The organism is Xinfangfangia pollutisoli (genome assembly GCF_020179405.1).
Classification (GTDB): Bacteria; Pseudomonadota; Alphaproteobacteria; order Rhodobacterales; family Rhodobacteraceae; genus Pseudogemmobacter; species Pseudogemmobacter pollutisoli.
This window is the reverse complement of sequence record NZ_JAICBZ010000025.1, coordinates 12317-37632: the sequence shown is the minus strand read 5'-3', so window position 1 is coordinate 37632 and position 25316 is coordinate 12317. Positions and strand designations below refer to the sequence as shown.

Genomic DNA, 25316 nt, shown 5'->3' with positions numbered 1-25316 from the left:
TGCCAGATTGTACTGGAATGAAACAATTCCCGCGCTACCCTTGGGTAAGCCGGCACATCACGCGAGCCAGAGCATGAAAATCAAAAAAGTCACCAAAGCCGTTTTCCCCGTCGCAGGGCTGGGCACGCGCTTTCTGCCTGCAACCAAGTCGATCCCGAAAGAGATCATGACCTTGGTCGACCGTCCGCTGATCCAATATGCGATCGACGAGGCGCGGGCCGCGGGCATCAAGGAATTCATCTTCGTCACCGCCCGCGGCAAGTCGGCGCTGGAAGATTACTTCGATTCCGCGCCCGAGCTGGAATCGGAGCTGCGCAAGAAGGGCAAGACCGATCTGCTGGAAGTTCTGAAGGACACCAACATGGATTCGGGCGCCATCGCCTATGTGCGCCAGACCCGTCCGCTGGGCCTGGGCCATGCGGTCTGGTGCGCGCGCCGGCTGATCGGCGACGAACCCTTCGCCGTGCTGCTGCCCGATGACGTGATCGCGGCCGAAAAGCCCTGCCTGCAGCAGATGGTCGAAGCCTATGCCGAAACCGGCGGCTGCATGGTCGCGGCGATGGAAGTGCCGCCGCCCAAGGCCTCGGCCTACGGGGTTCTCGACATTGCCGAAGACCATGGCGCCATCGTCAAGGCCAAGGGCATGGTCGAAAAGCCGAAGATGGAGGATGCGCCCTCGAATCTGGCGGTGATCGGCCGCTACATCCTGTCGCCCGATGTGCTGACCAGCCTGAACCGGATGAAGCAGGGCGCCGGCGGCGAGATCCAGCTGACCGATGCCATCGCCGAACAGGTCGACAGCGCCGAAGGCGTCTATGGCTTCCGCTTCCGCGGCTTGCGCTACGATTGCGGCTCGAAGGCAGGCTTCCTGCAGGCGACCGTGGCCTTCGGCCTGTCGCGCCCGGATCTGAGCGAGGAGTTCTCGGCCTATCTGTCCGACATGATGGCGCAGCAGAAGGCGGCGCAATAAGCGCATGGCGGCCAGGCCCCAGGCCTTTCCGCTTGGAACGCTGCCGGCGCCCGGGCGGTCTCTGCCCCGGCTCTGGCAGGACTGGCGGCTGCGGCTGCGCCGCCGCATCCTGATCGCCCGCGCCATCCGCAAGCGGCGCGACCTGGCGCGGGTCGCCGACCGGACGGGGGCGATCCGCCGCGGCGACATCCTGTGCTGCATGGTGGTGCGCGACGAGGCGATGCGCCTGCCGCATTTCCTGGACCATCACCGGCGGCTGGGGGTCGACCACTTTCTGATCGTCGACAATGGCAGCAGCGACGGTACGCTGGCCTTGCTGCGCGACCAGCCCGATGTGTCGCTTTGGCAGACCGGCGGCAGCTACAAGGCCAGCCGCTTCGGGCTGGATTGGCAGAACTGGCTGCTTCTGCGCTATGGGCGGCGGCATTGGTGCCTGACGCTCGATGCCGATGAGCTGCTGGTCTATCCCTATCACGAGACGCGCCCCTTGCCGGCGCTGGTGCGCTGGCTGGAAAGCCAGGGGCGCGACAGTTTCGGCGCGCTGATGCTGGACATGTATCCCGAAGGCCCGCTGTCGGCGCAGGCCTATCGGCCCGGCGAGGATCCGGTCGGGCTGCTGCGCTGGTTCGACAGCGGCAATTACAGCGTGCAGGTCCAGCCCCGGATGCGCAATCTCTGGATCCAGGGCGGGCCGCGGGCGCGGGTGTTCTTCGGCCAGGATCCCCGCCGCGCGCCGACGCTGAACAAGATCCCGCTGGTGAAATGGCACTGGCGCTATGCCTATTTCAACTCCACCCATTCCGCGCTGCCGGCCCGGCTGAATGCGGTTTTCGACGAGACGGGCGGCGAAGTAACGTCGGGCGTGTTGCTGCACACCAAGTTTCTGCCCTCGATCCTGGCGAAATCGGCCGAGGAAAAGGCCCGTCGCCAGCATTTCGCCGATCCGGCGCGCTATCAGGATTATTACGACGGGCTGATCGCCGATCCCGTTCTGCATTGCGCCGCCGCGCGCGAATATACCGGCTGGCGCCAGCTGGAAGCGCTGGGCCTGATGTCGCGCGGCGGCTGGGTGTGACGGCGCCGTCGCAAGAATATGGGGCGGATTGTTTACTTCTTTCGTACAAGTCTCTAGATTCAAGGCAACATTTTCGGGTCCGGGGAACAATGGCGGTCGCGCATCGGGGGCATGAACCGGGCAAGGATGCGCGGGCTGCAACGGTCGGCGCGGCGCCTTGCGTCCGATCGGGGCGGGTGTCGGCAGCCTGGGGGGGCGTCTGGTGTCGGTGATCGGCTCATACCGGCTGCGCTGGCGGCGCAAGCGGCTTCTGGCCCGCGCGCTGCTGCGTCGGCGCGATCTCCGGTCGGTCAAGAACCGCACCGCTTCCATTGGCGCCGAACCGATCCTCCTGTTTGCCACTCTGCGCAACGAACGGGTCAGGCTGCCCTATTTCCTGCGCTATTACCGTGAGCTGGGCGTCGAGCATTTTCTGATCGTCGACAATGGCAGCGATGATGGCAGCGCCGACTATCTGGCGCAGCAGCCCGATGTCTCGGTCTGGTCGACCGGCGCCAGCTACAAGGCCAGCCGGTTTGGCATGGATTGGATCATGGGCCTGTTGCGCCGCTATGGCCATGGCCATTGGTGCCTGATCGTCGATGTCGACGAATTCCTGATCTACCCGTTCTGCGAAACGCGGCCTTTGCGCGCGCTGACCGACTGGCTGGATGCCAGCCAGATCCGCGCCTTTTCGGCCATGCTGCTGGACATGTATCCGAAGGGCCCGATCCAGGATCAGCCCTATCGCGAGGGGCAGAACCCGTTCGAGATCGCCGAATGGTTCGACAGCGGCAATTATTCGATCAGCCGCAACTGGGCCTTCGGCAATCTCTGGATCCAGGGCGGCCCGCGCAGCCGCGCCTTCTTTGCCGACCGGCCCAAGGCCGCGCCGGCGCTGAACAAGATCCCGCTGATCCGCTGGCATCGCAGCTATGCCTATGTCAGCTCGACCCATATGCTGCTGCCGCGCGGGCTGAACCTGGTGTTTGACGAATGGGGCGGCGAAAAGGCCTCGGGCTGCCTGTTGCACGCGAAGTTCCTGGATACGTTCGCGGTCAAGGCCGCCGAGGAAATGGCGCGCGGCCAGCATTATGCCGAAAGCCGCGAATACAAGGCCTATCTGGAAGGGCTGCAAGAGCAGCCCGATTTCTGGTGCAAGTGGAGCGAGAAATATATCAACTGGCGTCAGCTGGAAATTCTGGGTCTGATGTCGAAGGGGAACTGGGCATGAGGGCGGCGGGATGAGCCTGGGCTTCGTCATGCTGTGCCATACCGCACTGGACCGCGCGGCCCAGGTTGCGCGCTATTGGGCCAGCCGCGACTGCCCGGTGGTCATCCATGTCGACAAGCGCACCCCGAACGACCAGGCCGACCGGCTGCGCCGGGATCTGGCCGATCTGACGAATATCCGCTTCTCGCCGCGCCATGCCTGCGAATGGGGCACCTGGGGCATCGTCGCCGCCACCCAGGAGGCCGCGCTGATGATGCTGCGCGACTTTGCCGAGGTGCGGCATGTCTTCCTGGCCTCGGGCTCGTGCCTGCCGCTGCGCCCGGTCGAGGAGTTGCGCGATTATCTGGACGAAAGGCCGCGCACCGATTTCATCGAAAGCGTCACCACCTCGGATGTGGGCTGGACGATCGGCGGGCTGAACACCGAACGCTTCACCCTGCGCTTCCCGTTTTCCTGGCGCAAGCACCGGGTGCTGTTCGACAGCTATGTCACCCTGCAGCGCCGGCTGGGCGTGCGGCGCAGCCTGCCCAGCGGGCTGGTGCCGCATCTGGGCAGCCAATGGTGGTGCCTGACCCGGCAGACCCTGTCGGCGATCCTGGAAGGGCCCGAGCGCGCCGAGCTGGACCGCTTTTTCCGCAAGGTCTGGATCCCGGATGAAAGCTATTTCCAGTCGCTGGTGCGGATGGTGTCGTCCAGTGTCGAAAGCCGGTCGCTGACGCTGTCGAAATTCGACTATCAGGGCAAGCCGCATATCTTCTACGACGATCACCTGCAGCTTCTGCGCCGGTCTGACTGTTTCGTCGCCCGCAAGATCTGGCCGCAGGCCGACAAGCTGTATCAGGCCTTCCTGTCGCCCGATGCCGCCGCCCAGCCGCGGGCCGAACCCAATCCCGGCAAGATCGACCGGCTGTTTGCCAAGGCGATCGAACGGCGCACCGCCGGGCGGGCCGGGCTGTACATGCAGTCGCGCTTTCCGAACCGCGACCGCGAACATGGCCGCACCGCCGCGCCCTTCTCGGTTTTCGAGGGGTTTTCCGAGCTGTTCGAGAATTTCGAAACCTGGCTGGGCAAGGCGGCCGGCACGCGGGTGCATGGCCATCTGTTCGCGCCCGACCGCGTGCATTTCGCCGGCGGGGCCGAAGTGTATAACGGCGCCCTGTCCGACAGCGCGGCGCTGCGCGATTACAACCCGCGCAGCTTCCTGACCAATCTGATCTGGAACACCCGGGGCGAGCGGCAATGCTTCCAGTTCGGCCCCGATGACAACCAGAAACTGACCCAGTTCATCGCCGGCGATCCGCATGCCCAGATCTCGGTGATCTCGGGCGCCTTCGCGATTCCGCTGTTCCAGTCGAACCGCAATTTCGGTGAGATCCGGGCCGAGGCCGCGCGGCTGCAGAAGATCGAATCCGAATTCCTTCAGCTGCTGCGGTCGAACTGGGTGAAGGCGCGGGTCCGGGTCTGGACGCTGGCCGAATTCATCGAAAGCCCGATGGAGCCCCTGCAGACCATCGTCGACGAGATCAGCCCGCGCTCGATGCGGCGGCTGACCGAAGTGCCGCGCATGGCCGATCTGGCCGGCTTCGGCCAGTTCCTGCAGAACCTGCGCAATCAGGGCATGCAGCCCGTGCTGATGGGCGATTTCCCCGCCGGCGCCGATCTGCCCGCCCCGGGCGGCCGGCGGGCCCGGCCCTATCTCGTGAAGTGATCCCGTGACCCAGCGTTTCACGTCTTTCGTGCTTCTGGCCGGCATGCGGACCGGCTCGAACTTTCTTGAGGCGAACCTGAACGCGCTGGCGGGCGTGTCTTGCCTGGGCGAGGTGTTCAACCCGCATTTCATCGGCAAGAAGGATCAGGTCGCGCTGTTCGATGTCGATCTGGCCATGCGCGACCAGGATCCGCGGCTGTTGCTGCGCCGGCTGCGCGACCGTACGCCGGGCCTGGCGGGGTTTCGCTATTTCCACGATCACGACCCGCGCATCCTGCCCGAGGTGTTGGACGATCCGTCCTGCGCCAAGATCGTGCTGACCCGCAACCCGATCGAATCCTATGTCAGCCTGAAGATCGCCCAGGCCACCGGCCAGTGGAAGCTGACCAATGCGAAGAACCTGAAGACCGCGCAGGCCCGGTTCGATGCCGCCGAATTCGAGACGCATCTCGAGGCGCAGCAGGCCTTTCAGATCCAGATCCTGCACGGGCTGCAGGTCACCGGCCAGACCGCCTTCTATATCGACTACGAAGATATCCAGGATCTGGCGGTGCTGAACGGGCTGGCGGCCTGGCTGGGGGTCGAGGCCCGGCTGGAGGCGCCCGATGCCACGTTGAAGAAGCAGAACCCGGAAGAGATTTCCGACAAGGTGGCGAACGCGGCCGAGATGGAACGCTCGCTGGCGCGGCTGGACCGGTTCAACCTGTCGCGCACGCCGAATTTCGAACCGCGGCGGCCGCCGGCCATTCCGTCCTTCGTGGCGCTGGAAGGGGCGGGGCTTCTGTACATGCCGGTGCGCGGCGGGCCCGAGGCGCAGGTGAAGGCCTGGATGGCGCGGCTGGACCGGGGCGAGCTGATCGGCGGCTTCGTGCAGAAAAGCCTGCGGCAATGGAAGAAGGCCCATCCGCGCCATCGCAGCTTTACCGTGCTGCGCCATCCGTTGTTGCGGGCGCATGCGGTGTTTCTGGACCTGGTGGTCTCGGGCAAGCTGGCCGATCAGCGCCAGCAGCTGATCCGCAGCCAGAAGGCCGATCTGCCGCCGCCGGGCCAGCCCTTCCTGGATCCGGCCCAGCACCGCGCCGCGTTCCACGCCTTTCTGCGCTTCGCGAAACTGTCGGCGGGCGGGCAGATGGGGCTGAAGGTCGATCCGCACTGGGCCAGCCAGGCGGCGGTGCTGCAGGGCTTTGCCGGGTTTCAGGGCCCCGATCTGGTGATCCGCGAGGATCGGCTGGCCGAGGGTCTGGCCTGGCTGGCCGATGAACTGGGCCTGACCGATCCGCCGCCCGCGATCCCCGACCGTGCCGCGGCCGAGGCGCTGGATGCGATCTGGGATCCCACGCTGGACGAGGCCGCGGCCGAGGCCTGGCCGCGCGATTACATGGGGTTCGGATTTCCGCGCTGGCGCGGCTAGCGCGCGGCCGCTCAGGCCGCCTGCGGTGCCTTCGATTCGGTCAGGATCGCGTGCAGCTTGGCCGGATCGGTATTGGCGCGCAGCTTCGTCACCACGCCCTGATCGCGCATCGTGCGGCTGACCAGCGCCAGTGCCTTCAGATGGTCGACGCCCGAATCCTTCGGCGCCAGCAGCGCGAAGACCAGATCGACCGGCTGGCGGTCGACGCTGTCATAGTCCAGCGGCTTTTCCAGCCGGATGAAGACCCCGGCAATCCGGCCGAGGTCTTCCAGTCTTGCATGCGGCAGCGCGATGCCATGGCCGACGCCCGTCGGGCCCAGCGTCTCGCGTTCCTGCAGACCGTCCACGGCGCTGGCGGCCTGCAGCCCATAGGCTTGCTGGGCGATTTCGCCCAGTTCCTGGAACAGTCGCTTCTTCGAAGTGAACTGGCCGACCACGCGAACGGCGGCGGGTACGAGTAGGCTGGTAAGGTCCATGCGTCGGGTCTGTCCTTCGGGCCGCGTATGCCGCGGCGCTTATCTGCTGTTGCGAGGGTCGATCCAGCCGATATTGCCGTCTTCCCGACGGTATACCACGTTCACGCCCCCATGTCCTTCATTGCGGAAGACAAGCATCTTCTGGCCCGCAAGCTCCATCTGCATCACAGCTTCCCCGACCGTGATCGACGGGATCTTCGTCTCCATTTCGGCGATGACGACCGGGGCCAGGCTTTCAGGCTCGGCCGCGTCTTCGGCGTCATCAGATGCGGCGAGGATATACTGGGCAGCCCCGTCGAATTCAACCGGGCCCTTGCGGTTGGCATTGTGGCTGCGGATGCGGCGCTTGTAGCGGCGCAATTGCTTGTCCATCTTCTCGCGGCAGGCTTCGAAGGCGGCATAGACTTCGGTCGCGGTGCCCTTGGCCTGGGCGTTCAGCCCGGTCGACAGGTGGATCACCGCCTCGCAGACAAATTCATGCGCCGACTTGGAAAAGACGACGATGCATTCGGTCGGGCGCTGGGCGTATTTCTCGACCACTTCGCCCATTTCCGCTTTGACATGGGTTTGGAGCGCCTCGCCGACGTCGAGCTGTTTTCCGCTGATCTGGTAGCGCATGGTTTCTCCTCTTCATGCATTCCCGGGGCGTGGCGACTTTGCGTCACGGAAACCGGGTCTTCCAATTCTGCTGGCTGAGTCCGGCAAGTCCGCGGCGGGGCGGGGCGCCATCTGGGCCGCGGCAGGCAGGATGCAAGGGGCGTGCGTCGCTGTCATTTCGACCATTTGGTGACAGGCCGCTGGCGCTGTCAACCGAATCGCAGCGATGGCTCAGATGATGCGGAAATTCTCGCCCAGGTAGACACGGCGGACCATCTCGTCGCGGACGACTTCGTCGGTCGTTCCGCTCATCAACACCTTGCCATCATGCAGGATATAGGCCCGATCGACGATCTCCAGCGTCTCGCGCACGTTGTGATCGGTGATCAGGACGCCGATCCCGCGGCTTTTCAGATCCGAGACCAGATGGCGGATTTCCGCAACCGCGATCGGGTCGACCCCGGCGAAGGGTTCGTCCAGCAGCAGGTATTTCGGATCGGCCGCCAGGCAGCGCGCGATTTCCACCCGCCGCCGCTCGCCACCCGACAGGGCCAGGGCCGGCGTGTGGCGCAGATGGGTGATCGAAAACTCGCTCAGAAGCTCTTCCAGACGTTCGCGCCGCTTGTGGCGGTCGTCATGGGTGATCTCCAGCACGGCAAGGATATTGTCCTCGACCGACAGGCCGCGAAAGATCGACACTTCCTGCGGCAGATAGCCGATCCCCAGCCGGGCGCGGCGGTACATCGGCAGCGCGGTCACATCCTTGCCGTCGATCAGCACCTGCCCGCCCTCGGGCGTGATCAGCCCGGCGATGGCGTAAAAGCAGGTCGTCTTGCCCGAGCCGTTCGGGCCCAGCAGGGCCACCACCTCGCCGCGGTGCAGATCCATCGACACTTCGCGGATCACCGGACGCTTCTTGTAGCTTTTGCGCAGGTTGCGGATCTGCAGGCCCTGAGAGCCCGCGGTGACGGTCAGTTCCGGGCGCTGCGACGACATCAGTTGCCGCCGGGGATGAAAGTGGTCGAGACGCGCCCCTCCATCACGCCCGTGCCGTCCTTCAGCTGGATCGTCAGCTTCTGCCCGGCCATGGTGCTGGCGCCCTGGGTCAGCAGCACCTCGCCGGTCATCACCACCGTGCCGCTGTCGATCGTATAGACGGCTTCCTGCGCGCGCGCCGCGTCGTTCTGGTTGGCCAGCGTGACGCCGCCCGTCGCATGCAGCCGGGAAATGCCCTTGCCGTCGGCGCCGTATTCCACCTTCACCTCGGCCGCCTTCAGCCGCATCTCGCCCTGCACCACCTCGACATTGCCGGTGAAGACGGCGGTGCCATCGCTGTTGTTCACCGCAAGGCTGTCGGCCTCGACATTGACGGGAAGGGAGGTGTCCTGTTTCAGCCCGCCGAAATCGACTTTCGCCTGCTGGGCCGCAAGCGGGCCGGCCAGGGTGAAGGCAAGAAGGACAAGGGCCACTCGGCGAAGCATGGGATCTGTTCTATGTCAGGGAGCGGCGGCGCCGCCCGGTTGATATACCAGCTTAACCCGGCCGGTGAAAACCAGAAGATAGGGATCCCCGGATGCGGCGTCAGCCCCGGCCTGCTGGGTCAGGCGAAATCCCGTTGCGGTCAGGGTGCCGGCGGGGCCTTCGGCCTGGACGGGATCGTCGCTGGAGGCGCCCGAACGGTCAAGCTGCGCCACCATGCGCTCGGTCACCAGCCGGTAGCCCGACGAGGACAGAAGCGTGACCCCGCCCGTCATGCGCAATTCGCCGCTGCCATCGTCGATCTCGGCCTCGGCCGCGTCGATCTCGGTCGATCCGCCATCGGGCATCGTCATCTTGGCCTTCACGCCCGCAGCACCGGCGGTGCGGTTGGCACTGGCCGGCCGCGCCTCGGTTGCGGTCACGGTGATCGCGGTGCCGTCCTGGGTGGTGCCGGCATAGGCGGGGGCGGTCATCCGCGGGTCGCGGGCCAGATCCTCGACATCGACATCGGCATAGGGAATCGCGGCCGAAGGGTCGATCCGCTCCGACAGAAGAAACAGCGTCGACAGCAGCACCAGCGCGGTCAGCGGCAGCACAAGCTTCAGCCAGCCGACGATCCGCGTATGGGTGTCCGAGCGCGGCATCGGCCGGGTCTCCTCAGGCCACGCCGGCGCGCAGACAGTCGTGGATATGCAGGATGCCGGCCACCCGATTGCCGTCGGCGGTGACCAGAAGGCAGGTCTTCTTCTTGCCGTTCATCAGCGCCAGCGCCTCGACCGCCAGCGCATCGGGCGCGATGGTCACAGGGCCGCGCGTCATCACATGGCCGGCGGTCAGCGACAGAAGTCCGTCCATATGCCGCCGCAGATCGCCATCGGTGACGATGCCGCGCAGATTGCCCTTCAGATCGGTCACCGCCACGGCGCCGAAGCCGGCATGGGTCATGGTCAGCAGCGCCTCGGACATCGGCGTCGTCTCGGATACGGTCGGCACATCGGCATGCATCAGATCATGCACCCGCAACAGCCGCGCGCCAAGCTTGCCGCCCGGATGGAAGATGCGGAAGTGATCGGGCGTGAAGGCGCGTTGTTCCATCAGCGCAATGGCCAGCGCATCGCCCAGGGCCAGCGTCATCGTGGTCGAGGTCGTGGGCACGATCCCCTGTTCGCAGGCCTCGGGCGCGGGCGGCAGCACGATGGCGATATCGCTTTCGCGCAACAGCGTGCTGTCGGGGCGCGAGGCCACGCCGATCAGCGGAATGCCGAAGCGGCGGGCATGCGCCACCACATCGGCCAGTTCCGGCGTCTCGCCCGAATTCGACAGCACCAGCAGCACATCGGACTGGGTGATCATGCCCAGATCGCCATGGCTGGCTTCGGCCGGGTGAACGAATTGCGCCGGCGTCCCGGTCGAGGCCAGCGTGGCCGCCACCTTGCGCGCGATATGGCCCGACTTGCCCATGCCCGAGACGATCACCCGCCCCTGGCATTTCAGCATCAGCTCGAAGCATTCGGTGAAGCCCGGCCCCACAGCATCGGCCAGGATGCTGAGCGCCTCGGCCTCGCGCCGGATCACCCGGCGGGCGACGGCCAGCGGGTCGAAGGCCAGCGTGCCGCCCTTGACGGCCTTAATGGGTGTAGATGTCATGCGTGTCGTCCCACCCCATGAGATCCAGTTCGGCCCGGGTCGGCAGGAAGGCGAACAGCCGTTCCGCCAGCGCCAGCCGGTCTTCGCGTTTCAACCGCTCTTCCAGCGCCGCCTTCAGCGCGTGCAGATACAGCACGTCCGAGGCCGCGTAATCCTTCTGCGCCTCGGTCAGCACAGCCGCGCCCCAGTCGCTGGTCTGCTGCTGCTTCGAGACATCGACGCCCACCAGATCGGCCAGCAGATATTTCAGCCCGTGCCGGTCGGTGAAGGTGCGGATCAGCTTCGAGGCGATCTTGGTACACCAGACCGGCGCGGTGGTGACGCCGAAGGCGCGTTTCATCGCGGCAATGTCGAAGCGGCCGAAATGGAACAGCTTCAGCACGGCGGGATCGGTCAGCAGCCGCTCCAGATTGGGGGCGCTGGTCTGGCCACGGGCGATCTGCACCAGATGGGCATCGCCATCGCCGGCCGACAGCTGCACCACGCACAGCCGGTCGCGGCGCGGGTCCAGCCCCATGGTCTCGGTGTCGATGGCGACGACAGGGCCCAGGTTCAGCCCGTCGGGCAGGTCGTTTTGGTGCAGGTGAATCGCCAAGCGACCGCCCCTTCTGATCGGAAATGCTGGGGCAGGGCTTAGACCCAAGGTCCGGTGCGGTCAACTGCGGGGGCGGAAATCGGCCGGGGCACCGGCCGGATCCGTGGGTCCGGGGCTGGGCGCGGCTAGGCGGCCATGGCGGCGCTTTGGCGCAGATGCTGCGCGATCCGCCAGCCCATGACCATGGCGGGGCCGATCGTGGTGCCAGGGCCGGGATAGGTGCCGCGAAACATCGAGGCCGCATCGTTGCCGCAGGCATAAAGCCCGGGGATCGGCGCGCCCGCGCGGTCCAGGACTGCGCCATCGGCATCGATCCGCAGGCCGCCGCTGCCGGCCAGATCCACCGGCACCACTTTCAGCGCGTAGAAGGGCGCCTTGTCCATCGGGCCAAGGCAGGGATTGCCGGCCGCCTGCGCATCGCCGTTGAAGCGGTTCATCACCGAGCTGCCGCGGCCGAAATCCGCATCGACCCCGGTCTGGGCGAAGGCATTGTTGGCCGCGATGCTGGCCGCCAGCCCGGCCGGGTCGACGCCGATCTGCCGGGCGAGCGCCTCGGCCGTGGCGGCGCGGGTCAGATAGCCCTGCCGCAACAGCCGCGACAAGCCGCGCCCGCCGGGCAGGACCAGGCCCAGCCCATAGCGCTGGATGAAGCGGTCATCGACGATCAGCCAGGCCTCGGACAGGCCGGCGCGCACCATGCCCATGCAGAAATCGTGATAGCTGTCGGATTCGTTGACGAAGCGTCGCCCGTTGGCCCCCACGGCGATCAGCCCGGGTTTGGCCCGGTCCAGCAGGATATGCGGCCAGATCGCGGTCGTGCCGTCCTTCTGGCGCAGCATGGAACAGGGCATCCACAGGCCGGCGCTGTCGCAGCCGTCATCCACCGCGGCGCCCAGCTGCGCCTCGGCGCGGGCGATGCCGTCGCCGGTATTGCCGTCGGGCGTCTGGCTGACGGGGGCGATCTGGGCGGGGAACAGCCGGGCGCGCAGGTCCTTGTTCCAGCCGATCCCGCCAGTGGCCAGCACCACGCCCCGCCGGGCACGGATGCGGCGCGGGCCCTGCGGTGTGGTGACGACGGCGCCGATGATCCGGTCGCCCTCGCGCAGGAATTCGGTCAGCGGGCTGTCGAACCAGATCGGCACGCGGCGCTGGCGCAGGCTGTAGAACAGCCGCGCGGCCAGCGCATTGCCCATCAGAAGCCGGGTGCCGCGGGCATGGCTCAGCCGGTCACGGAAATAGGGCAGCACGATGCCCAGCGTGGTGCGCAGATTGGCAAGGCTGGCAAAGGGCGACAGCAGCGCCGGCAGCTCGGCCCGGCCGACCATCATCCCCCCCAGCCCCATGAACACCGCCCGCGGTGGCCGCAGCCGCGCGAAATCGGCGCCCAGCTTGCGGCCATCGAAGGCCAAGGGCGCCAGCGCCCGCCCGCCATAGGCCGCGCCGGGCCCGTCAAGATAGTCGGGATGGGCGGCGGCAGCGACGAATTTGACCTCGGACTGTGCCTCAAGATCGGCAATCGCCTGCGGGCCCGATTCAAGGAAAGCCGCACGCAGCGCGTCGCCGCCGCGATTGCCCACGACATGGCGCAGGAAGGCCGCGGCATCCTCGGTGCTGTCGGGCGCGCCCGCGGCCTGCGACAGGGCCGTGCCCGGAACCCAGGTCGTCCCGCCCGAGGTCGAGGTCGTGCCGCCGACCATGTCGGTCTTTTCGCACAGCAGCACCGACAGCCCGCCGATCGCGCCCGCCAGCGCCGCGGTCATGCCGCCCGCCCCCGCGCCAAAGACCAGAAGATCCACCTCTGCGTCGAATGCCTCGGCCATGCCGTCCTCCCTGTCGCGACCGGGCCGGACCTTCGCATGGCCGGCCATAAATTGGAAGATGTTTTGATAATTGAATGCAATTCCATTATTGTTATGATCCCCCGGAACACGGAGGATGGGATGTCAAGATTTCTGCTGGTCGGGGGCACCGGATTCATCGGCCGGCGGGTGTTGCGCGTGCTGGCCGCCCAGGGCCATGCCTGCCGCCTTCTGGACCTGCCCCAGGCGCTGGCCCGCTTTGATCTGCCCGCCGGGCATGAGGCGGTGCCAGGCGATGCGACGCAGCCCGATATCGTGCAGGCCGCCGCCCAGGGCTGCGACGGAATCGTGCATCTGGCCGGGATCATGACCGTCGATTGCGCGGCCGATCCGGCCCGGGCGGTGCGCATCAACGTAATGGCCAGCCTGAATGTCCTGCAGGCCGCGGCGGCGCGGGGCATTCCGGTCGCCTATCTGTCGACGGCCGGAGTCTTCGGCCCGCAGGACGCGCAGCACCCCCAGCCGATGACCGTCTATGGCGTGACCAAACTGGCGGTCGAGGGCCTGGCGCGGGTCTTCGCCGCGGATCATGGCGTGCCCAGCCTGGGCCTGCGCCCCTATATCGTCTACGGCCCGGGCATCAGCAGCGGCATTGCCGCGGGGCCGTCGATCGCGCTGGCGGCCTCGGTCCGGCGCGCGCCGGCGGTGATCCGGTTCTCGGGCCGGGTCGGCTTTGTGCATGTCGACGACGTGGCGCGGATGCTGGTGGCCGGCGTTACCCTGCCGCGACAGGGGGCCGAGGTGCTGACCCTGGCCGGCGACACCCGCGACATGGCCGAGTTCGTCGCCGAACTGGCGGCGCAATCGGGCTGGAACGGGATCTCGGTCGAGGGGCCGGCCCTGCGCATCCCGGCCGATCTGGCCTCAAGCCCGGTGCCGGACTGGATGGGCCCGCAGCCGGTGACCCGGATCGAAGCGGGCATCGCCGCCGCCCTGGCCGAGCTGCGCTAGAAGCGCGGCATGCCGGCGGGGCGCGCGTCGCGCTTTTGCGCGGCGATGCGGAAGGGAGCGTTGGGCGCGCCATAGCCGCGATAGGCGCCGATGCGCTGGACGAATTCCAGAAACAGCCCACCCGGCCGGGCCTGGCAGTAGAATTGCAGGAAGCGGCCGCCTGCATCTTCGTCATAGAGCAGATTGGCCGCCCGCAGCCGTGCGGTGAACGCCGCGTCCAGGCCGAAGCGTGCCTCGACATCGGCATAGTAATTCGCGCCGATCTGCAAGACCGGCAGGCCGCGCCGCGCCATCTGGGCGGCGGTGGCGAACAGGTCGTCACTGGCAAAGGCCAGATGCTGAACGCTGGCGCCGAACGTATCGGCGATGAACTGGCCGGCCAGGGTGCGCGGCGCCTCGGCCCCGTTCAGCGTGACGCGCAGGCCGCCGGTCTCGATCGCCTGGCTGCGTACGATGCCGTCGGGGTCGATCACATCGGTGATCGGGCTGCGGCTGGCCTGAAACAGCGTGGTGTAGAACAGCGCCCAGCTGAGCATCTGGTCATAGGCCATGGTCTGGCCGACATGATCCACGGCGGTCAGCCCGGCCCCCGCATCTGCGCCAGGATCTGCCCCGGCATTCTCTTGCCGTTCGGCGGGCGCTGTCAGGTCGAAATCCACCTGCCAGATCCGCGCCAGATCCGACTGCCGGTCCAGAAGCCGGATCACGCTACCCCCGGGCCCGCGCAGCGCCGGGATCTCCAGCTCGGCCTGACCATGCGGTTCATGATGCGCCGGCGCGCCAAGGGCCAGGGCGCGGGCATGGCCGGCGCGGGCATCGGGGACCATCAGGCCCACCTCGGACACGGCCGTGCCATGGCTGGCCCAGGCGGCATGGGAAAAGCCCTGGGCGGCGGTGTTGATCAGCAGGTTCACCCCGCCCTGCTGCCACAAGGTCACGGGCTTTGTCCGGTGCCGCCCGGCCCTGGCGAAGCCGGCAGCGGCCAGCAGCGCCTCCAGAGGCGCGGCCTCTTCGGCGCTGGTGGCGAATTCGACGAATTCCACCCGCTCGACCGGCGCGGGCGGCGGGAAGGCGGGCAGGTCGGGCTTCAGGGCGGGTTCGGCACGCCGGACCCGGTCCATCAGCGCGATCAGGCTGCGATGCCCGTCGCGCGCGGTCTGGCGCGCGGGGCCGGCGCGGAACTGGTCGTTGAAGATTTCCAGGCTCAGCGGGCCGGAATAGCCCGTCGCGATGACGGCGCGGGTGAAGCCGGTCAGGTCCAGATCGCCCTCGCCGGGCATGTTGCGGAAGTGGCGCGACCAATACAGCAGGTCCATCGGAATCGCCGGCGCATCGGCCATCTGCACGAAGAAGATCCGGTCGCCGGGGATGCGGCGGATGGTTTCGGGGTCGATGCCGCGGCCCAGCGTGTGGAAACTGTCAAGGATCAGCCCGACATTGGGGTGATCGGCGCGGCGCACCACTTCCCAGGCGTCGCGATGGTCGTTGACATGGCGGCCCCAGCACAGCGCCTCATAGCCGACGCGCAGGCCCCGTTCGGCGGCGATTTCGCCCAGTTCGTGGAAATCGGCGGCCGCGCGGTCGATGCCGCCCATCGCCTCGGGATGGGTCGAGGAACAGACCAGCACCAGATCGGTGCCCAGCTCCGCCATCAGATCGAACTTGCGCCGCGCCCGGGCGAAGGCGCGGCTGCGCAAGGGTTCGGGCAGGCCCTCGAAGTCGCGGAAGGGCTGGAACAGGGTGATCGCAAGCCCGTGGTCGCGCACCATCTGCCCCGCCGCGCGCGGCGAGAAATCCGAAGCCAGGAAATCCTGCTCGAAAATCTCGATTCCGTCGAAGCCGGCCTCGGCGATCGCCGTCAGCTTGTCGGCGAAACTGCCGGAAATCGACACGGTGGCGATCGAGGTTTTCATGGCGGTCCTCCGCGGGGCGCGGCCAGTATCACCGCAGTTTCCCGCCCCGGAAAGGCTTGAATGGGCCCTAGTAGGGCAGGCCTACATAATTCTCGGCCAGGGCGGTCTGCGCCGCCTGCGAGCCGGCCAGATATTCAACCTCGGTCGCCTGCATCCGGGCCAGGAAGGCGCCCTCGGCCGGGAAACTGTGCAGCATGCGCGTCATCGACCAGGAAAAGCGCGAAGCCTTCCAGACCCGCGACAGGGCGCGGGCGGAATAGGCTTCCAGCGGCTCGGCATCGCCCGCATAGCGCGCGATCAGCGCCTGGCTCAGATACCAGACATCCGAGGCCGCCAGGTTCAGCCCCTTGGCGCCGGTGGGCGGCACGATATGGGCGGCGTCGCCCGCCAGGAACAGCCGGCCCCAGCGCATCGGCTCGGATATGAAGCTGCGCAGCGGTGCGATGGATTTCTCGATCGACGGGCCAGTGACCAGCTGATCGGCCAGATCGGCGGGCAGGCGGCGGCGCAATTCGGCCCAGAAGGCAGCGTCGGACCAGTCGCCGACCTCATCGGTCAGCGGCACTTGCAGGTAATGGCGGCTCAGGCCCGCATTGCGCATCGAACACAGGGCAAAGCCGCGGTCATGGCCGGCATAGACCAGTTCATGCTGCAGGGGCGGGGTTTCGGACAGGATGCCCAGCCAGCCGAACGGATAGACATGTTCGAACTGCCGGCGCAGCTTTTCCGGAATGGTGCGGCGGCTGGGGCCATGGAACCCGTCGCAACCGGCGACATAGTCGCAGTCGATGCGGCGATCCTGGCCGTCATGGCGGAAGGTGACATGCGGCGCATCGGTAGCGGCGCCGTGGATCGTCACGCCTTCGGCCCCGTGCAGGACCGGCGCGCCGATGCGGTCCAGTTCGTCGTAAAGGTCGCGGGTCACCTCGGTCTGGCCGTAGATCGTCACCGATTTGCCGGTCAGCGCCTTGAAGTCGATATGGACGCGCTGGCCATGGGCCACGATCAGCGTGCCGTCATGGGTGAAGCCCTCGGCCTCCAGCCGCTTGCCGACGCCTGCGGCGCGCAGGATGTCGACCAGGCCCTGTTCCAGCACGCCGGCGCGAATGCGGGCCAGCACATAGTCGCGGCTGCGCTGTTCCAGCACGATGGCGTCCAGCCCGGCGCGGCGCAGAAGAAGGCACAGCAAAAGGCCCGAGGGGCCGCCGCCGATGATGCAGATCTGGTTACGCATGGGGTCCCCCGGGTCAGAGTGGCGAAAAGGCAAGCGGGCGCAGGACGAAATGTTGCGCGCCCTGAGGAAGCGGAGCGGCAGGCACCGGATCGTCCCCGCGCGGCAAAAGCGCCATCGGGCGTGGATCGCCCGAAAGCGGCGTCCAGCGGGCCAGTGCGTCTTGCGGCGCGGCGCCGATCACCAGCCCTGCGCAGTCGGGTGCGTAAAGCGGCGTGCCCGGCGCGCGGGCCGGATGGGCCATGCGGCGGGTCGCAAGCGCCGAATGATAGGCGGGCAACCCGTGATCCAGCCGCAGGAAGCGGTTTTCCTGTTGGTCGACCAGCGCGAAGGCCCGCGGGATGAAGCCCTGGGTCCAGTCGGTTTCGCAGGCCAGCGCGGCCCGGCAGGCTTCGCGCTCGGCCCAGGTCTCATAGGCCCAAAGGTGGTGGATCACGTTCAGCCCGCCGGTTTCGGCCAGCCAATAGCCCATCAGCGGCAGGTGGCGGGTGACCAAAGGCAGGCCCTGATCGGCCAGCAGCGCCAGATACGTGCCCGCGGCGCCGGGCTTCAGCCGATAGCTGCGCCATTCCTGGATCATGGCTGCGGATCCGCGGCATCGCCGAAATCGCCAAACGCGGTCCAGCCGCCATCAACCGGCAGCACCGCGCCGGTGATGCCGCTGGCGGCGTCGGACGCCAGAAAGACCACCGCCGCCGCGACCTCTTCGGCCCGGATCAACCGGCCGATGGGTGTGCGCCGGGCGATGGTGGGCAGGTCGATCCGGCCGGCATCCGCCAGCTTGCGCACCAAGGCTGTTTCCACGAAGGCCGGGGCCACGGCATTGACCCGCACGCCCCGGCCCGCCCATTCGCAGGCCATGGCCCGCGTCATCGCCACGATTCCGGCCTTGGCCGCGCCATAGGCGTTGCGCTTGGGCAGGCCGGTCAGCCCGGCGATCGAGGACAGGTTCACCACCGCCCCGCGCCCGCGCGCGACCATCCCCCGCGCCACTTCGCGCGTCATCAGGAAGCTGCCCGACAGATGCACGTCCAGCACCCGGCGGAAGGCGTCGATCCCCTGATCCAGCGTCGGCAGATGGCTGTCGCCGATGCCGGCATTGTTCACCAGCACCTCGAAGGGCGCCGTCGCGGCCGCGGCCATGGCCTGCGCTTCGTCGGTGATGTCGCAGGCAAGACCCCGATGGCCCGCGCCCAGTTCAACCGCCCGCTCGGCCGCCTTCGCGCCGTCCAGATCGGCGATGGTGACGCGGTATCCCGCCGCCGCCAGCGCCCGCGCGATGGCAAGGCCGATGCCCTCGGCGCCGCCGGTGACCAGCGCCTCACGCATAGCCGGGCCTCGGCACCTGGCCCATCAGCACCTGGCTCAGCCCGCCATCGACCACCACATCCTGCCCCGAGACATAACCCGCCCGGTCCGAGGCCAGGAACAGCGCCACATCGGCCATGTCTTCCGGCGAGGCGATCCGGCGCAGGGGCACCATCGCCTCGCGCTTCGCCTTCACCTCGGGGTCGGCATAGAAGGCGGCCGACATCGGCGTCATCACCAGCCCGGGTGACAGGCAGTTCGACCGCACCCCGCGCGGGCCCCATTCATAGGCCAGCTGGCGCGACATCATCACCGTCGCCGCCTTGGACGCCGAATAGGCGCCCGAGGCCGGCTGCGGCTGGGTTCCGGCGATGGAGGCCACATGCACCAGCGCGCCCTTGCCGCGGTCCAGCATGCCGCGGCCAAAGGCCTGCGCGGCGGTCAGGTAGCCAGTCAGGTTCACCGCCAGCATCGCCGACCAATCGGCGGTCGACACCGTGTCCAAGGCGCCGGGCCGCAGGATCGCGGCCGAATTCACCAGCACATCGGCGCCGCCTTCGGCTTCGACGCGGTCTGCCGCGGCCGTCACGCTGGCCGCATCGGCCAGATCGCAGATCAGCGCGAAGGCGCCGCCGCCCAGTTCATCCGCCAAAGGCCCCGAGCGGTCGATGTCGCGATCAAGCAGCACCACCCGCGCGCCCTGCGCGGCAAAGCCCCGCGCCAGCGCCTGACCGATGCCGCCCCCGGCGCCGGTGATGACCACCCGTTTGCCTTCCAGCCCAAGCCAGCTCATGCCGCCCCCTCCTTCTGTTCCGAAATCCCGATCCCGGCCAGATGCCGCCCGGTGATCCAGCCGAAGACCATTGCCGGCCCCAGCGTGATCCCGGCGCCGGGATAATTGCCGCCCATGATGCTGGCCCGGTCATTGCCCACCGCATAAAGCCCCGGGATCGCCGCGCCGGCGCGGGTCTGCACCTGGCCCTCGACCGTGGTTTTCAGCCCGTCAAACGTGCCCAGATCGCCCATTTCCAGCTTGACCGCGTAGAAGGGGCCCTGGGCCACCGGCGCCACGCAGGGGTTCGGCTTGTTGTCGGGGTCGGCGAGGTAGCGGTTGAAACTGGTCTCGCCGCGGTGGAATGCGTCGTCCCGGCCCTGCACCGCGCCGCGGTTATAGGCAGCGACCGTCGCCTCCAGCCCCTTGGCATCGATGCCGCAGGCGCGGGCCAGATCGGCCAGGGTGCGGCCCTTTTTCAGATAGCCGGTGCGGGTCCACATCCACAACGGCATTGGCGCGGGCTTCGCGTGGCCAAGCCCGTATTTGCGGATCGTGCGGTGATCGCAGATCAGCCAGCAACTGGCATCGCCACCCGCCCGCATCTGCGCCACCATCGCCGCGCCGACATCGTGATAGCTTTCGCTTTCATTGGTGAAGCGGCGGCCATCGGCGCCGACCGCGATCATCCCCGGCTTGTAGCGGTCCAGAAGATGCGGGAACACGCCCTTGCCGGGCACGCGGCTGACCGGCATCCAGGCGGCGGGCTGGGCAAATTCGGCATCGAAGGCGCCGCCGACCTGTTCCCCCAGACGGATGCCGTCGCCGGTATTGCCTTGCGGCACCGGGCTGAAATGGTCTCCACCGGCTTTCAGATGCGCATAGATCCCCGCGCGGCGGGCCAGATCCTGGGCGTATCCGCCGCAGGCCAGCACCACGCCCTTGCGCGCGGTGATCCTGCCGCCGGGCACTTCGGCCCCGGTCACCCTGCCGTCTTCCAGGGTCAGCCGCAGGGCAGGGGTCTCGGTCAGGATCGGGATCTGCAGATCGAAACAGCTTTTCGCCAGCCGCGCGGCCAGCGCATTGCCGCTGGTCACCTGTACCCCGCGCCCGTGCCGTGCCACTTCCAGCGCATGCGCCGCCAGACGCTTGGTCACATAGGCAAAGCTAGTCAAGGACTTGGTGGCGTTGAAGAAATGCTTGATGTCGGCATTCGAGGAATTGAACATCATCCCCATGAAGGTGATGGTCGCCAAAGGCGGCCGCAGGCGTTTCAGATCGGGCCCCAGCGCCGAAGTATCGAAAGGCGCGGCCAGGACCGAGCGGCCCACATCCACCCCGCCTTCGACCGTGGGGTGATAGTCGGGGTAAAGCGTCGGCACAAAGCGCACCGCGGTTTCCCGCTCGAACCAGTCCAGCATCTGCGGCCCGGCCTGCAGAAAGGCGTCGATCGCCTCGGGCTGAAAGAAGTTTCCGGTCTCGGCCTGCAGATAGGCGCGGGCGGCGGCGCGGGTGTCGCCGGGATTGGCTTCCTTGCCATGCCGGTTGCCGGGCACCCACAGAACGCCGCCCGAAAAGGCGGTGGTGCCGCCGAAGACCGGCTCTTTTTCGATCACCAGAACGGAAAGCCCGTGCTTCTTCGCCGTGATCGCCGTCGCCAGACCCCCGGCGCCCGAGCCGATCACCAGCACATCGCAATCGCGCTGCATCGTCGTCCTCCCTTCATTCCCTGATCTGGAAATAGCGGGCGGGCGGGGGTGGAACCAATGGACGATGCCCGCCATTTCTTGCACAATTCGTCAGCGCGCAGGGGGGCGCGGCAGATGTCATCAACCCGGCAAGAGACGATCCCGCACTATTATCTGTATGGAGATCAAGGCGCGGATGTCGAATTGGACCTGCTGCAGATCGAGCCGATCCGCGATCGGTCGGGGCCGAACGATTGGAGAATTCGTCCGCATGCCCACCCGGACCATATGCAGGTGCTGCTGGTGCGCGAGGGCGGCGGGACGATCCGCATGGAAGAGCGGCAGCTGCCGATCCCGGCGCCGGCGGTCATGGTCATTCCGGTCGGCGTCGTGCATCAGATCGACTTTTTGCCGGGCACGGACGGGTTCGTCGTCACGGCGGCGCTGGGCTGCCTGCGCCGCGCCGCGGCCGAGGATCTGCGGCTGGCGCAGGTGGCGGCGCAGCCGGCGGTCTATGGGCTGGCGGGGTCAGGGCTGAACCTGCCGGCGGTGGCCGATACGTTCGACTGGCTGCACCGGGAATTCATCTGGTCGGCGCCGGGCCGCCGCAGCGCGATCATCGCGCAGTTCACGCGGGTTCTGGTCATCGTGCTGCGGCTGTCGATCACCCAGGAAACCCAGGCTCAGGCGGTGCCGGACCGCGATCTGGACCTGCTGACCCGCTATCGCGCGCTCTTGGAAACCCATTTCCGCAGCCAGCGCGGCCTGGGCTTCTATGCCGGCGCGCTGGCCGTGACGCCGGCGCGGCTGAATGCGGCCTGCAAGGCGCGGGCGGGCAAGACGGCCTCTGGCCTGCTGCATGACCGGCTGTTGACCGAGGCGAAGCGCTATCTGGTCTATACCGAAAGCAGCGTGGCGCAGGTGGCGCATCTGACCGGCTTTGACGACCCGGCCTATTTCAGCCGCTTCTTCACCCAGCGGGCCGGCGTTTCGCCCGGCGCCTTCCGGCGCCAGGCCCGGGCCGAGGCTTAGGCTGCATCCTCGATATGGCCGCCCAGGAACAGCTGGCCCACCCGCGGGTCGGCCAGAAGCTTGTCGGCGCGGTCGAACATGCGGGTCTGGCCCAGTTCCAAGACCAGCCCGTAATCCGACATGGCCAGCGCGGCCTTGGCGTTCTGTTCCACCATCAGGATGGTCACGCCCTGATCGCGCAGCTTGATCAGGGTCTGGAACACTTCCTGCACCAGATTGGGCGACAGGCCGATCGACGGCTCGTCGATCAGCAGAAGCTTCGGGTCCAGCAGCAGCGCGCGCGCGATTTCCAGCTGTTTCTGCTGGCCGCCCGACAGTTCGATCGCCTTCTGATCCTTCCTTTGCCGCAGCATCGGGAACTGGTCCATCACCTCTTCCATCCGGCGCCGCACCCGCGCCTGATCGGGCGAGGTGATGCCGCCCAGTTCCAGATTGTGCCAGACCGACAGCTGCGGCACCACGTTGCGGCCCTGCGGCACATAGGTGACGCCGCGGGCGATCATCTGGGCCGGGCGCTGGCGGGTGACATCCTTTCCGTCCAGCAGGATCTGGCCGGAATGGATGTTCAGAAGCCCGAAGACCGCCTTGAAGACGGTGGATTTCCCCGCCCCGTTCGGCCCGATCACGGTGGTGATCGAGGCTTTGGGGATCTTGAACGTCGTGCCGTTCAGAATGGTGATGCGGCCGTAACCGCCGGTCACGTTCTTCAGTTCCAGCATCTCAACCCCCCAGATAGGCGTCGATCACCATCTGGTTCGACCGGATTTCCTCCGGGCTGCCCTCGGCGATGATCTCACCCTGCGCCAGCACGATGATCCGCGTGCACAGCGACATGACGAATTCCATATTGTGTTCGATCACCACGAAGGTGGTGCCGTGTTCGCGATTGTAGGTCTGCAGGCGTTCCTTCAGGTTCGCCAGCATGGTCAGGTTCACGCCGCCCGCCGGTTCGTCCAGCAGCACGATCCCGGGGCCGGCCATGAAGGCCATCGCGGCATCGACCAGCTTCTGCTGGCCGTAAGACAGCGACCCCGCTTCGGTATCGCGATAGGGGGTCAGGCGGAAGAACTCGATCAGCTGCTCGGCCTTGCCGGTCAGCCCGGCATCGGGCTTGCCGAACAGGCGCGACAGCATCGTGCCTTCATGTTCCTGGCCGGCCAGGATGACATTGTCCAAGACCGTCATCTTCGGGAAGACCGACAGCTGCTGGAAGGTGCGGCCCACGCCCATCAGCGACAGATCGGCCGGGCGGACGCCATCGGTGGACTTGCCGTTGATCTCGCAATGGCCGGTCGTGGGTTTCAGCTGGCCGAGGATGCAGTTGAACAGCGTCGACTTGCCCGATCCGTTTGGGCCGATCAGCCCCAGGATCTCGCCCTTGCGGACCTCGAAGCTGACATTGTTCACCGCGCGGATGCCGCCGAACTGCTTCGAGATGTTGTGGACCGCCAGGATGGGGGCCCGATCGGAAGGGGTATGTGCATTCACAGCTGGAACCCTTTCTGCATGTCGCGCCGCGCCTCGTGCTTGGGTTTGAACTTGAGCCAGATCTTCTGCCCGGCGCCGATCAGCCCGTTGGGCGAGAACACCATCAGGACGATCACCAAGGCGGCATAGATCATCAGGTAATAGCCTTCGGTGAAGCGCAGCAGTTCCGGCAGCAGGATGACCACCGCGGCCCCCAGCATCGGGCCGAAGAAGAAGCCCGAACCGCCGACCACCACCATCAGCAGGATCTTCAGCGAATGGATCAGCCCGAAGCTGCCCGGCTCGATGAACTGCACCAGCGGCGCCTGCATCGCCCCCGCCAGCCCGCCAAAGGCCGAGCCGATGGCGAAGGCCAGAAGCGTCTGGCGGCGGATCTTCAGCCCCAGGCTTTCGGCGCGGATCGGGTTTTCCCGCAGCGCCTTGAAGGCGCGCCCCCAGGGCGAGCGCAGGATGCCCCACATCACCGCCACCGCGATCAGGAAGCAGACCAGGCTGAAATAGTAGAAGTTCAGGTTCGACATGGTCGAAAGGCCGAAGAAGTCGGGCCGCGGCATGCCGACCAGGCCGAAGGACCCGCCCGTCACCTCTTCCTCATTGCGCAACACCAGGAACAGCAGCGTGTTGAAGGCCAGGGTCACGAAGGCCAGGAAATGGTGCTGCACGCGCAGCGCCGGCCAGCCCAGCAGCAGCCCGACCGCAAAACAGCTGGAGATCGACACACCGGCCGCCACCACCCAATGGATGCCCGCAAGGGTCATCAGCGCGGTGATATAGGCGCCGATCCCCATGAAGCCCGCCTGGGCCAGGCTGACCTGCCCGGCATAGCCAAGCGTCAGGTTCAGCCCCATCGCCGAGATGGAAAACAGCAGCCACGAGGACAGGGTGTAGACGATGTAATTGCCTTGGCCGATGGGGGCCAGGATCAGGGCGACCAGCGCCAGTCCCAGCAGGATGAGCGTAAGGGGTTTCATACCGTCCGGCCCTCCTTGGTGCCGAGCAGGCCCTGCGGGCGCAGAAGGATGATGGCGATCAGAAGGATCATCGGCATGGCCGAGCGGTATTCGGCCGAGATGTAGACGGCCGACAGGTTGTCGATCACCCCGATCAGCAGCCCGCCCACCAGGGCGCCGCGGATCTGGTTGAAGCCGCCGACAATGGCCGCGATGAAGGCGACAAGGCCCAGCGTCTCGCCATTCGAGAATTTCGCCAGATAGATGGGCGAGATCAACACCGAGGCGATCGTCGCCAGCGCGGCGTTGATCAGGAAGGTGTACATCACCATCCGCTTGACATCGACGCCCAGAATCTCGGCCACGGCAGGGTTCTGCGCCGAGGCCTGCATGCAGCGCCCGGTGCGGGTGCGCGACAGGAACAGCTGCAGCCCGCCGATGGCCAGCATCGAGACCACCAGGTTGCAGATGTCCTGCACCGAAACGCTGGCGCCGAAGACGTTGTAGACGGTCTGCGGGAAGATCGCCGGGAAGGGCTGGGCCGTCGCGCCATAGAGTTCCTTGACGCTTTCCTTCATCAGAAGGCCCAGCGCGATGGTGGCGATGACCAGGGGCAGCGTGCCATGCGGCAGCATCGGCTCGACGATCAGCTTCTTGAAGGCGACGCCCAGAATCAGAAGCGAGGCGCCAAGCCCCAGAAGGATCGCCGCCCAAAGCGGCAGGCCGAAGCCCAGCCCCACCAGCACGAAAAAGGCGGGCAACATGACGAATTCGCCCTGGGCGAAGTTGATCGTCTGCGAGGCTTGCCACAGCAGCGTGAAGCCGACGGCAGCAAGGGCATAGATCGAGCCGGCAGCCAGGCCGGAGATGATGATCTGAAGAAGCTCAGCCACGGGAGTATCCTTGAAGCTGGGGGCCGGAACGCTGACTCCGGTCAGGCGGGAAAACGGGGC

At 67.0% G+C, this 25316-nt stretch carries 25 protein-coding genes; 7 read left to right on the top strand and 18 right to left on the bottom strand.

Annotated elements, in window-relative coordinates; translation table 11 throughout:
* Positions 1–73 precede the first annotated feature (73 nt).
* From galU to K1Y73_RS09765, 5 genes are all read left to right on the top strand, one after another.
* Positions 74–970, top strand: coding sequence for a UTP--glucose-1-phosphate uridylyltransferase GalU (gene galU, locus K1Y73_RS09785; RefSeq protein ID WP_225028109.1), 897 nt, complete (start codon positions 74–76; stop codon positions 968–970).
* A 4-nt stretch (positions 971–974) separates the two neighbouring features.
* Positions 975–2045 carry a glycosyltransferase family 2 protein gene (locus tag K1Y73_RS09780; protein ID WP_225028108.1) on the top strand — a complete coding sequence of 357 codons (1071 nt, stop codon included), beginning with the start codon at positions 975–977 and terminating at the stop codon, positions 2043–2045.
* 202 nt (positions 2046–2247) lie between these two features.
* Positions 2248–3258, top strand: coding sequence for a glycosyltransferase family 2 protein (locus K1Y73_RS09775; protein WP_225028120.1), 1011 nt, complete (start codon positions 2248–2250; stop codon positions 3256–3258).
* Between the two features lie 10 nt (positions 3259–3268).
* A complete protein-coding gene (locus K1Y73_RS09770) occupies positions 3269–4966 on the top strand; it encodes a beta-1,6-N-acetylglucosaminyltransferase (RefSeq protein ID WP_225028107.1) in 1698 nt (565 codons plus the stop codon).
* Between the two features lie 4 nt (positions 4967–4970).
* Entirely contained in the window at positions 4971–6377 is a 1407-nt protein-coding gene (locus tag K1Y73_RS09765) for a nodulation protein NodH (protein WP_225028106.1), read from the top strand.
* Between the two features lie 11 nt (positions 6378–6388).
* Here K1Y73_RS09765 and K1Y73_RS09760 read toward each other — a convergent pair whose 3' ends face one another.
* From K1Y73_RS09760 to K1Y73_RS09725, 8 genes are all read right to left on the bottom strand, one after another.
* A complete protein-coding gene (locus K1Y73_RS09760; protein WP_225028105.1) occupies positions 6389–6853 on the bottom strand; it encodes a PTS sugar transporter subunit IIA in 465 nt (154 codons plus the stop codon).
* Positions 6854–6892: 39 nt separating this feature from the next.
* Positions 6893–7471 carry a ribosome hibernation-promoting factor, HPF/YfiA family gene (gene hpf / locus K1Y73_RS09755; protein ID WP_225028104.1) on the bottom strand — a complete coding sequence of 193 codons (579 nt, stop codon included), beginning with the start codon at positions 7469–7471 and terminating at the stop codon, positions 6893–6895.
* A gap of 210 nt (positions 7472–7681) precedes the next feature.
* Positions 7682–8446 carry an LPS export ABC transporter ATP-binding protein gene (gene lptB / locus K1Y73_RS09750; RefSeq protein ID WP_225028103.1) on the bottom strand — a complete coding sequence of 255 codons (765 nt, stop codon included), beginning with the start codon at positions 8444–8446 and terminating at the stop codon, positions 7682–7684.
* Positions 8446–8931 carry a lipopolysaccharide transport periplasmic protein LptA gene (gene lptA, locus K1Y73_RS09745; protein WP_225028102.1) on the bottom strand — a complete coding sequence of 162 codons (486 nt, stop codon included), beginning with the start codon at positions 8929–8931 and terminating at the stop codon, positions 8446–8448. Before lptA ends, lptB begins: the two co-directional genes overlap by 1 nt.
* Before the next feature lie 15 nt (positions 8932–8946).
* Positions 8947–9573, bottom strand: coding sequence for an LPS export ABC transporter periplasmic protein LptC (lptC, locus tag K1Y73_RS09740; RefSeq protein WP_225028101.1), 627 nt, complete (start codon positions 9571–9573; stop codon positions 8947–8949).
* Positions 9574–9586: 13 nt separating this feature from the next.
* Positions 9587–10576 (bottom strand): KpsF/GutQ family sugar-phosphate isomerase, encoded by a 990-nt coding sequence (locus K1Y73_RS09735; RefSeq protein WP_225028100.1) that lies wholly within the window; start codon positions 10574–10576, stop codon positions 9587–9589.
* A complete protein-coding gene (locus K1Y73_RS09730) occupies positions 10557–11171 on the bottom strand; it encodes a ribonuclease D (protein WP_225028099.1) in 615 nt (204 codons plus the stop codon). The genes K1Y73_RS09735 and K1Y73_RS09730 overlap by 20 nt, the downstream gene beginning before the upstream one ends.
* Before the next feature lie 125 nt (positions 11172–11296).
* Positions 11297–12991, bottom strand: coding sequence for an FAD-binding protein (locus K1Y73_RS09725; RefSeq protein ID WP_225028098.1), 1695 nt, complete (start codon positions 12989–12991; stop codon positions 11297–11299).
* 120 nt (positions 12992–13111) lie between these two features.
* Between K1Y73_RS09725 and K1Y73_RS09720 the strand changes: the two genes are divergently transcribed.
* Positions 13112–13981, top strand: coding sequence for an NAD-dependent epimerase/dehydratase family protein (locus K1Y73_RS09720; RefSeq protein ID WP_225028097.1), 870 nt, complete (start codon positions 13112–13114; stop codon positions 13979–13981).
* On the opposite strand, the gene K1Y73_RS09715 is transcribed toward K1Y73_RS09720, so the two are convergent.
* From K1Y73_RS09715 to K1Y73_RS09690, 6 genes are all read right to left on the bottom strand, one after another.
* Entirely contained in the window at positions 13978–15894 is a 1917-nt protein-coding gene (locus K1Y73_RS09715) for a bifunctional sugar phosphate isomerase/epimerase/4-hydroxyphenylpyruvate dioxygenase family protein (protein WP_225028096.1), read from the bottom strand. The two genes, K1Y73_RS09720 and K1Y73_RS09715, sit on opposite strands and share 4 nt — an antisense overlap.
* A gap of 67 nt (positions 15895–15961) precedes the next feature.
* Positions 15962–17128 (bottom strand): 4-hydroxybenzoate 3-monooxygenase, encoded by a 1167-nt coding sequence (gene pobA / locus K1Y73_RS09710; protein ID WP_225028095.1) that lies wholly within the window; start codon positions 17126–17128, stop codon positions 15962–15964.
* A 13-nt stretch (positions 17129–17141) separates the two neighbouring features.
* Positions 17142–17705: an NIPSNAP family protein gene (locus tag K1Y73_RS09705; RefSeq protein ID WP_225028094.1), complete on the bottom strand. Its 564-nt coding sequence runs from the start codon at positions 17703–17705 to the stop codon at positions 17142–17144.
* The gene (locus tag K1Y73_RS09700) at positions 17702–18454 is read right to left on the bottom strand and encodes an SDR family oxidoreductase (protein ID WP_225028093.1); all 753 of its coding nucleotides are present in this window, start codon (positions 18452–18454) and stop codon (positions 17702–17704) included. The genes K1Y73_RS09705 and K1Y73_RS09700 overlap by 4 nt, the downstream gene beginning before the upstream one ends.
* Complete coding sequence (locus K1Y73_RS09695) at positions 18447–19226, bottom strand: SDR family NAD(P)-dependent oxidoreductase (RefSeq protein WP_225028092.1); 780 nt, start codon at positions 19224–19226, stop codon at positions 18447–18449. The genes K1Y73_RS09700 and K1Y73_RS09695 overlap by 8 nt, the downstream gene beginning before the upstream one ends.
* Complete coding sequence (locus K1Y73_RS09690; protein WP_225028091.1) at positions 19223–20914, bottom strand: FAD-dependent oxidoreductase; 1692 nt, start codon at positions 20912–20914, stop codon at positions 19223–19225. Before K1Y73_RS09690 ends, K1Y73_RS09695 begins: the two co-directional genes overlap by 4 nt.
* A gap of 114 nt (positions 20915–21028) precedes the next feature.
* On the opposite strand from K1Y73_RS09690, the gene K1Y73_RS09685 reads away from it, so the two are divergent.
* Positions 21029–21925 carry a helix-turn-helix domain-containing protein gene (locus K1Y73_RS09685; protein WP_225028090.1) on the top strand — a complete coding sequence of 299 codons (897 nt, stop codon included), beginning with the start codon at positions 21029–21031 and terminating at the stop codon, positions 21923–21925.
* On the opposite strand, the gene K1Y73_RS09680 is transcribed toward K1Y73_RS09685, so the two are convergent.
* From K1Y73_RS09680 to K1Y73_RS09665, 4 genes are read right to left on the bottom strand one after another with little or no spacing between them, the layout of a single operon-like run.
* A complete protein-coding gene (locus tag K1Y73_RS09680; RefSeq protein ID WP_225028089.1) occupies positions 21922–22644 on the bottom strand; it encodes an ABC transporter ATP-binding protein in 723 nt (240 codons plus the stop codon). The two genes, K1Y73_RS09685 and K1Y73_RS09680, sit on opposite strands and share 4 nt — an antisense overlap.
* Before the next feature lies 1 nt (position 22645).
* Positions 22646–23413: an ABC transporter ATP-binding protein gene (locus K1Y73_RS09675; RefSeq protein WP_225028088.1), complete on the bottom strand. Its 768-nt coding sequence runs from the start codon at positions 23411–23413 to the stop codon at positions 22646–22648.
* Positions 23410–24384: a branched-chain amino acid ABC transporter permease gene (locus K1Y73_RS09670; RefSeq protein ID WP_225028087.1), complete on the bottom strand. Its 975-nt coding sequence runs from the start codon at positions 24382–24384 to the stop codon at positions 23410–23412. The genes K1Y73_RS09675 and K1Y73_RS09670 overlap by 4 nt, the downstream gene beginning before the upstream one ends.
* Positions 24381–25256, bottom strand: a complete 876-nt coding sequence (locus K1Y73_RS09665; RefSeq protein ID WP_225028086.1) for a branched-chain amino acid ABC transporter permease — start codon at positions 25254–25256, stop codon at positions 24381–24383. The genes K1Y73_RS09670 and K1Y73_RS09665 overlap by 4 nt, the downstream gene beginning before the upstream one ends.
* Positions 25257–25316: the final 60 nt, after the last annotated feature.

Bases quoted from the DNA above. Each gene is read 5' to 3' on its own strand.
- K1Y73_RS09735 (WP_225028100.1), bottom strand. From the start codon at position 10,576: ATGACATCTACACCCATTAAGGCCGTCAAGGGCGGCACGCTGGCCTTC.
- K1Y73_RS09680 (WP_225028089.1), bottom strand. From the start codon at position 22,644: ATGCTGGAACTGAAGAACGTGACCGGCGGTTACGGCCGCATCACCATT.
- K1Y73_RS09685 (WP_225028090.1), top strand. From the start codon at position 21,029: ATGTCATCAACCCGGCAAGAGACGATCCCGCACTATTATCTGTATGGA.
- K1Y73_RS09690 (WP_225028091.1), bottom strand. From the start codon at position 20,914: ATGCAGCGCGATTGCGATGTGCTGGTGATCGGCTCGGGCGCCGGGGGT.
- K1Y73_RS09700 (WP_225028093.1), bottom strand. From the start codon at position 18,454: ATGCGTGAGGCGCTGGTCACCGGCGGCGCCGAGGGCATCGGCCTTGCC.
- K1Y73_RS09770 (WP_225028107.1), top strand. From the start codon at position 3,269: ATGAGCCTGGGCTTCGTCATGCTGTGCCATACCGCACTGGACCGCGCG.
- pobA (WP_225028095.1), bottom strand. From the start codon at position 17,128: ATGCGTAACCAGATCTGCATCATCGGCGGCGGCCCCTCGGGCCTTTTG.
- K1Y73_RS09705 (WP_225028094.1), bottom strand. From the start codon at position 17,705: ATGATCCAGGAATGGCGCAGCTATCGGCTGAAGCCCGGCGCCGCGGGC.
- galU (WP_225028109.1), top strand. From the start codon at position 74: ATGAAAATCAAAAAAGTCACCAAAGCCGTTTTCCCCGTCGCAGGGCTG.
- K1Y73_RS09760 (WP_225028105.1), bottom strand. From the start codon at position 6,853: ATGGACCTTACCAGCCTACTCGTACCCGCCGCCGTTCGCGTGGTCGGC.
- K1Y73_RS09780 (WP_225028108.1), top strand. From the start codon at position 975: ATGGCGGCCAGGCCCCAGGCCTTTCCGCTTGGAACGCTGCCGGCGCCC.
- K1Y73_RS09725 (WP_225028098.1), bottom strand. From the start codon at position 12,991: ATGGCCGAGGCATTCGACGCAGAGGTGGATCTTCTGGTCTTTGGCGCG.
- K1Y73_RS09695 (WP_225028092.1), bottom strand. From the start codon at position 19,226: ATGAGCTGGCTTGGGCTGGAAGGCAAACGGGTGGTCATCACCGGCGCC.
- K1Y73_RS09670 (WP_225028087.1), bottom strand. From the start codon at position 24,384: ATGAAACCCCTTACGCTCATCCTGCTGGGACTGGCGCTGGTCGCCCTG.
- lptC (WP_225028101.1), bottom strand. From the start codon at position 9,573: ATGCCGCGCTCGGACACCCATACGCGGATCGTCGGCTGGCTGAAGCTT.
- K1Y73_RS09715 (WP_225028096.1), bottom strand. From the start codon at position 15,894: ATGAAAACCTCGATCGCCACCGTGTCGATTTCCGGCAGTTTCGCCGAC.
- lptB (WP_225028103.1), bottom strand. From the start codon at position 8,446: ATGTCGTCGCAGCGCCCGGAACTGACCGTCACCGCGGGCTCTCAGGGC.
- hpf (WP_225028104.1), bottom strand. From the start codon at position 7,471: ATGCGCTACCAGATCAGCGGAAAACAGCTCGACGTCGGCGAGGCGCTC.
- K1Y73_RS09720 (WP_225028097.1), top strand. From the start codon at position 13,112: ATGTCAAGATTTCTGCTGGTCGGGGGCACCGGATTCATCGGCCGGCGG.
- lptA (WP_225028102.1), bottom strand. From the start codon at position 8,931: ATGCTTCGCCGAGTGGCCCTTGTCCTTCTTGCCTTCACCCTGGCCGGC.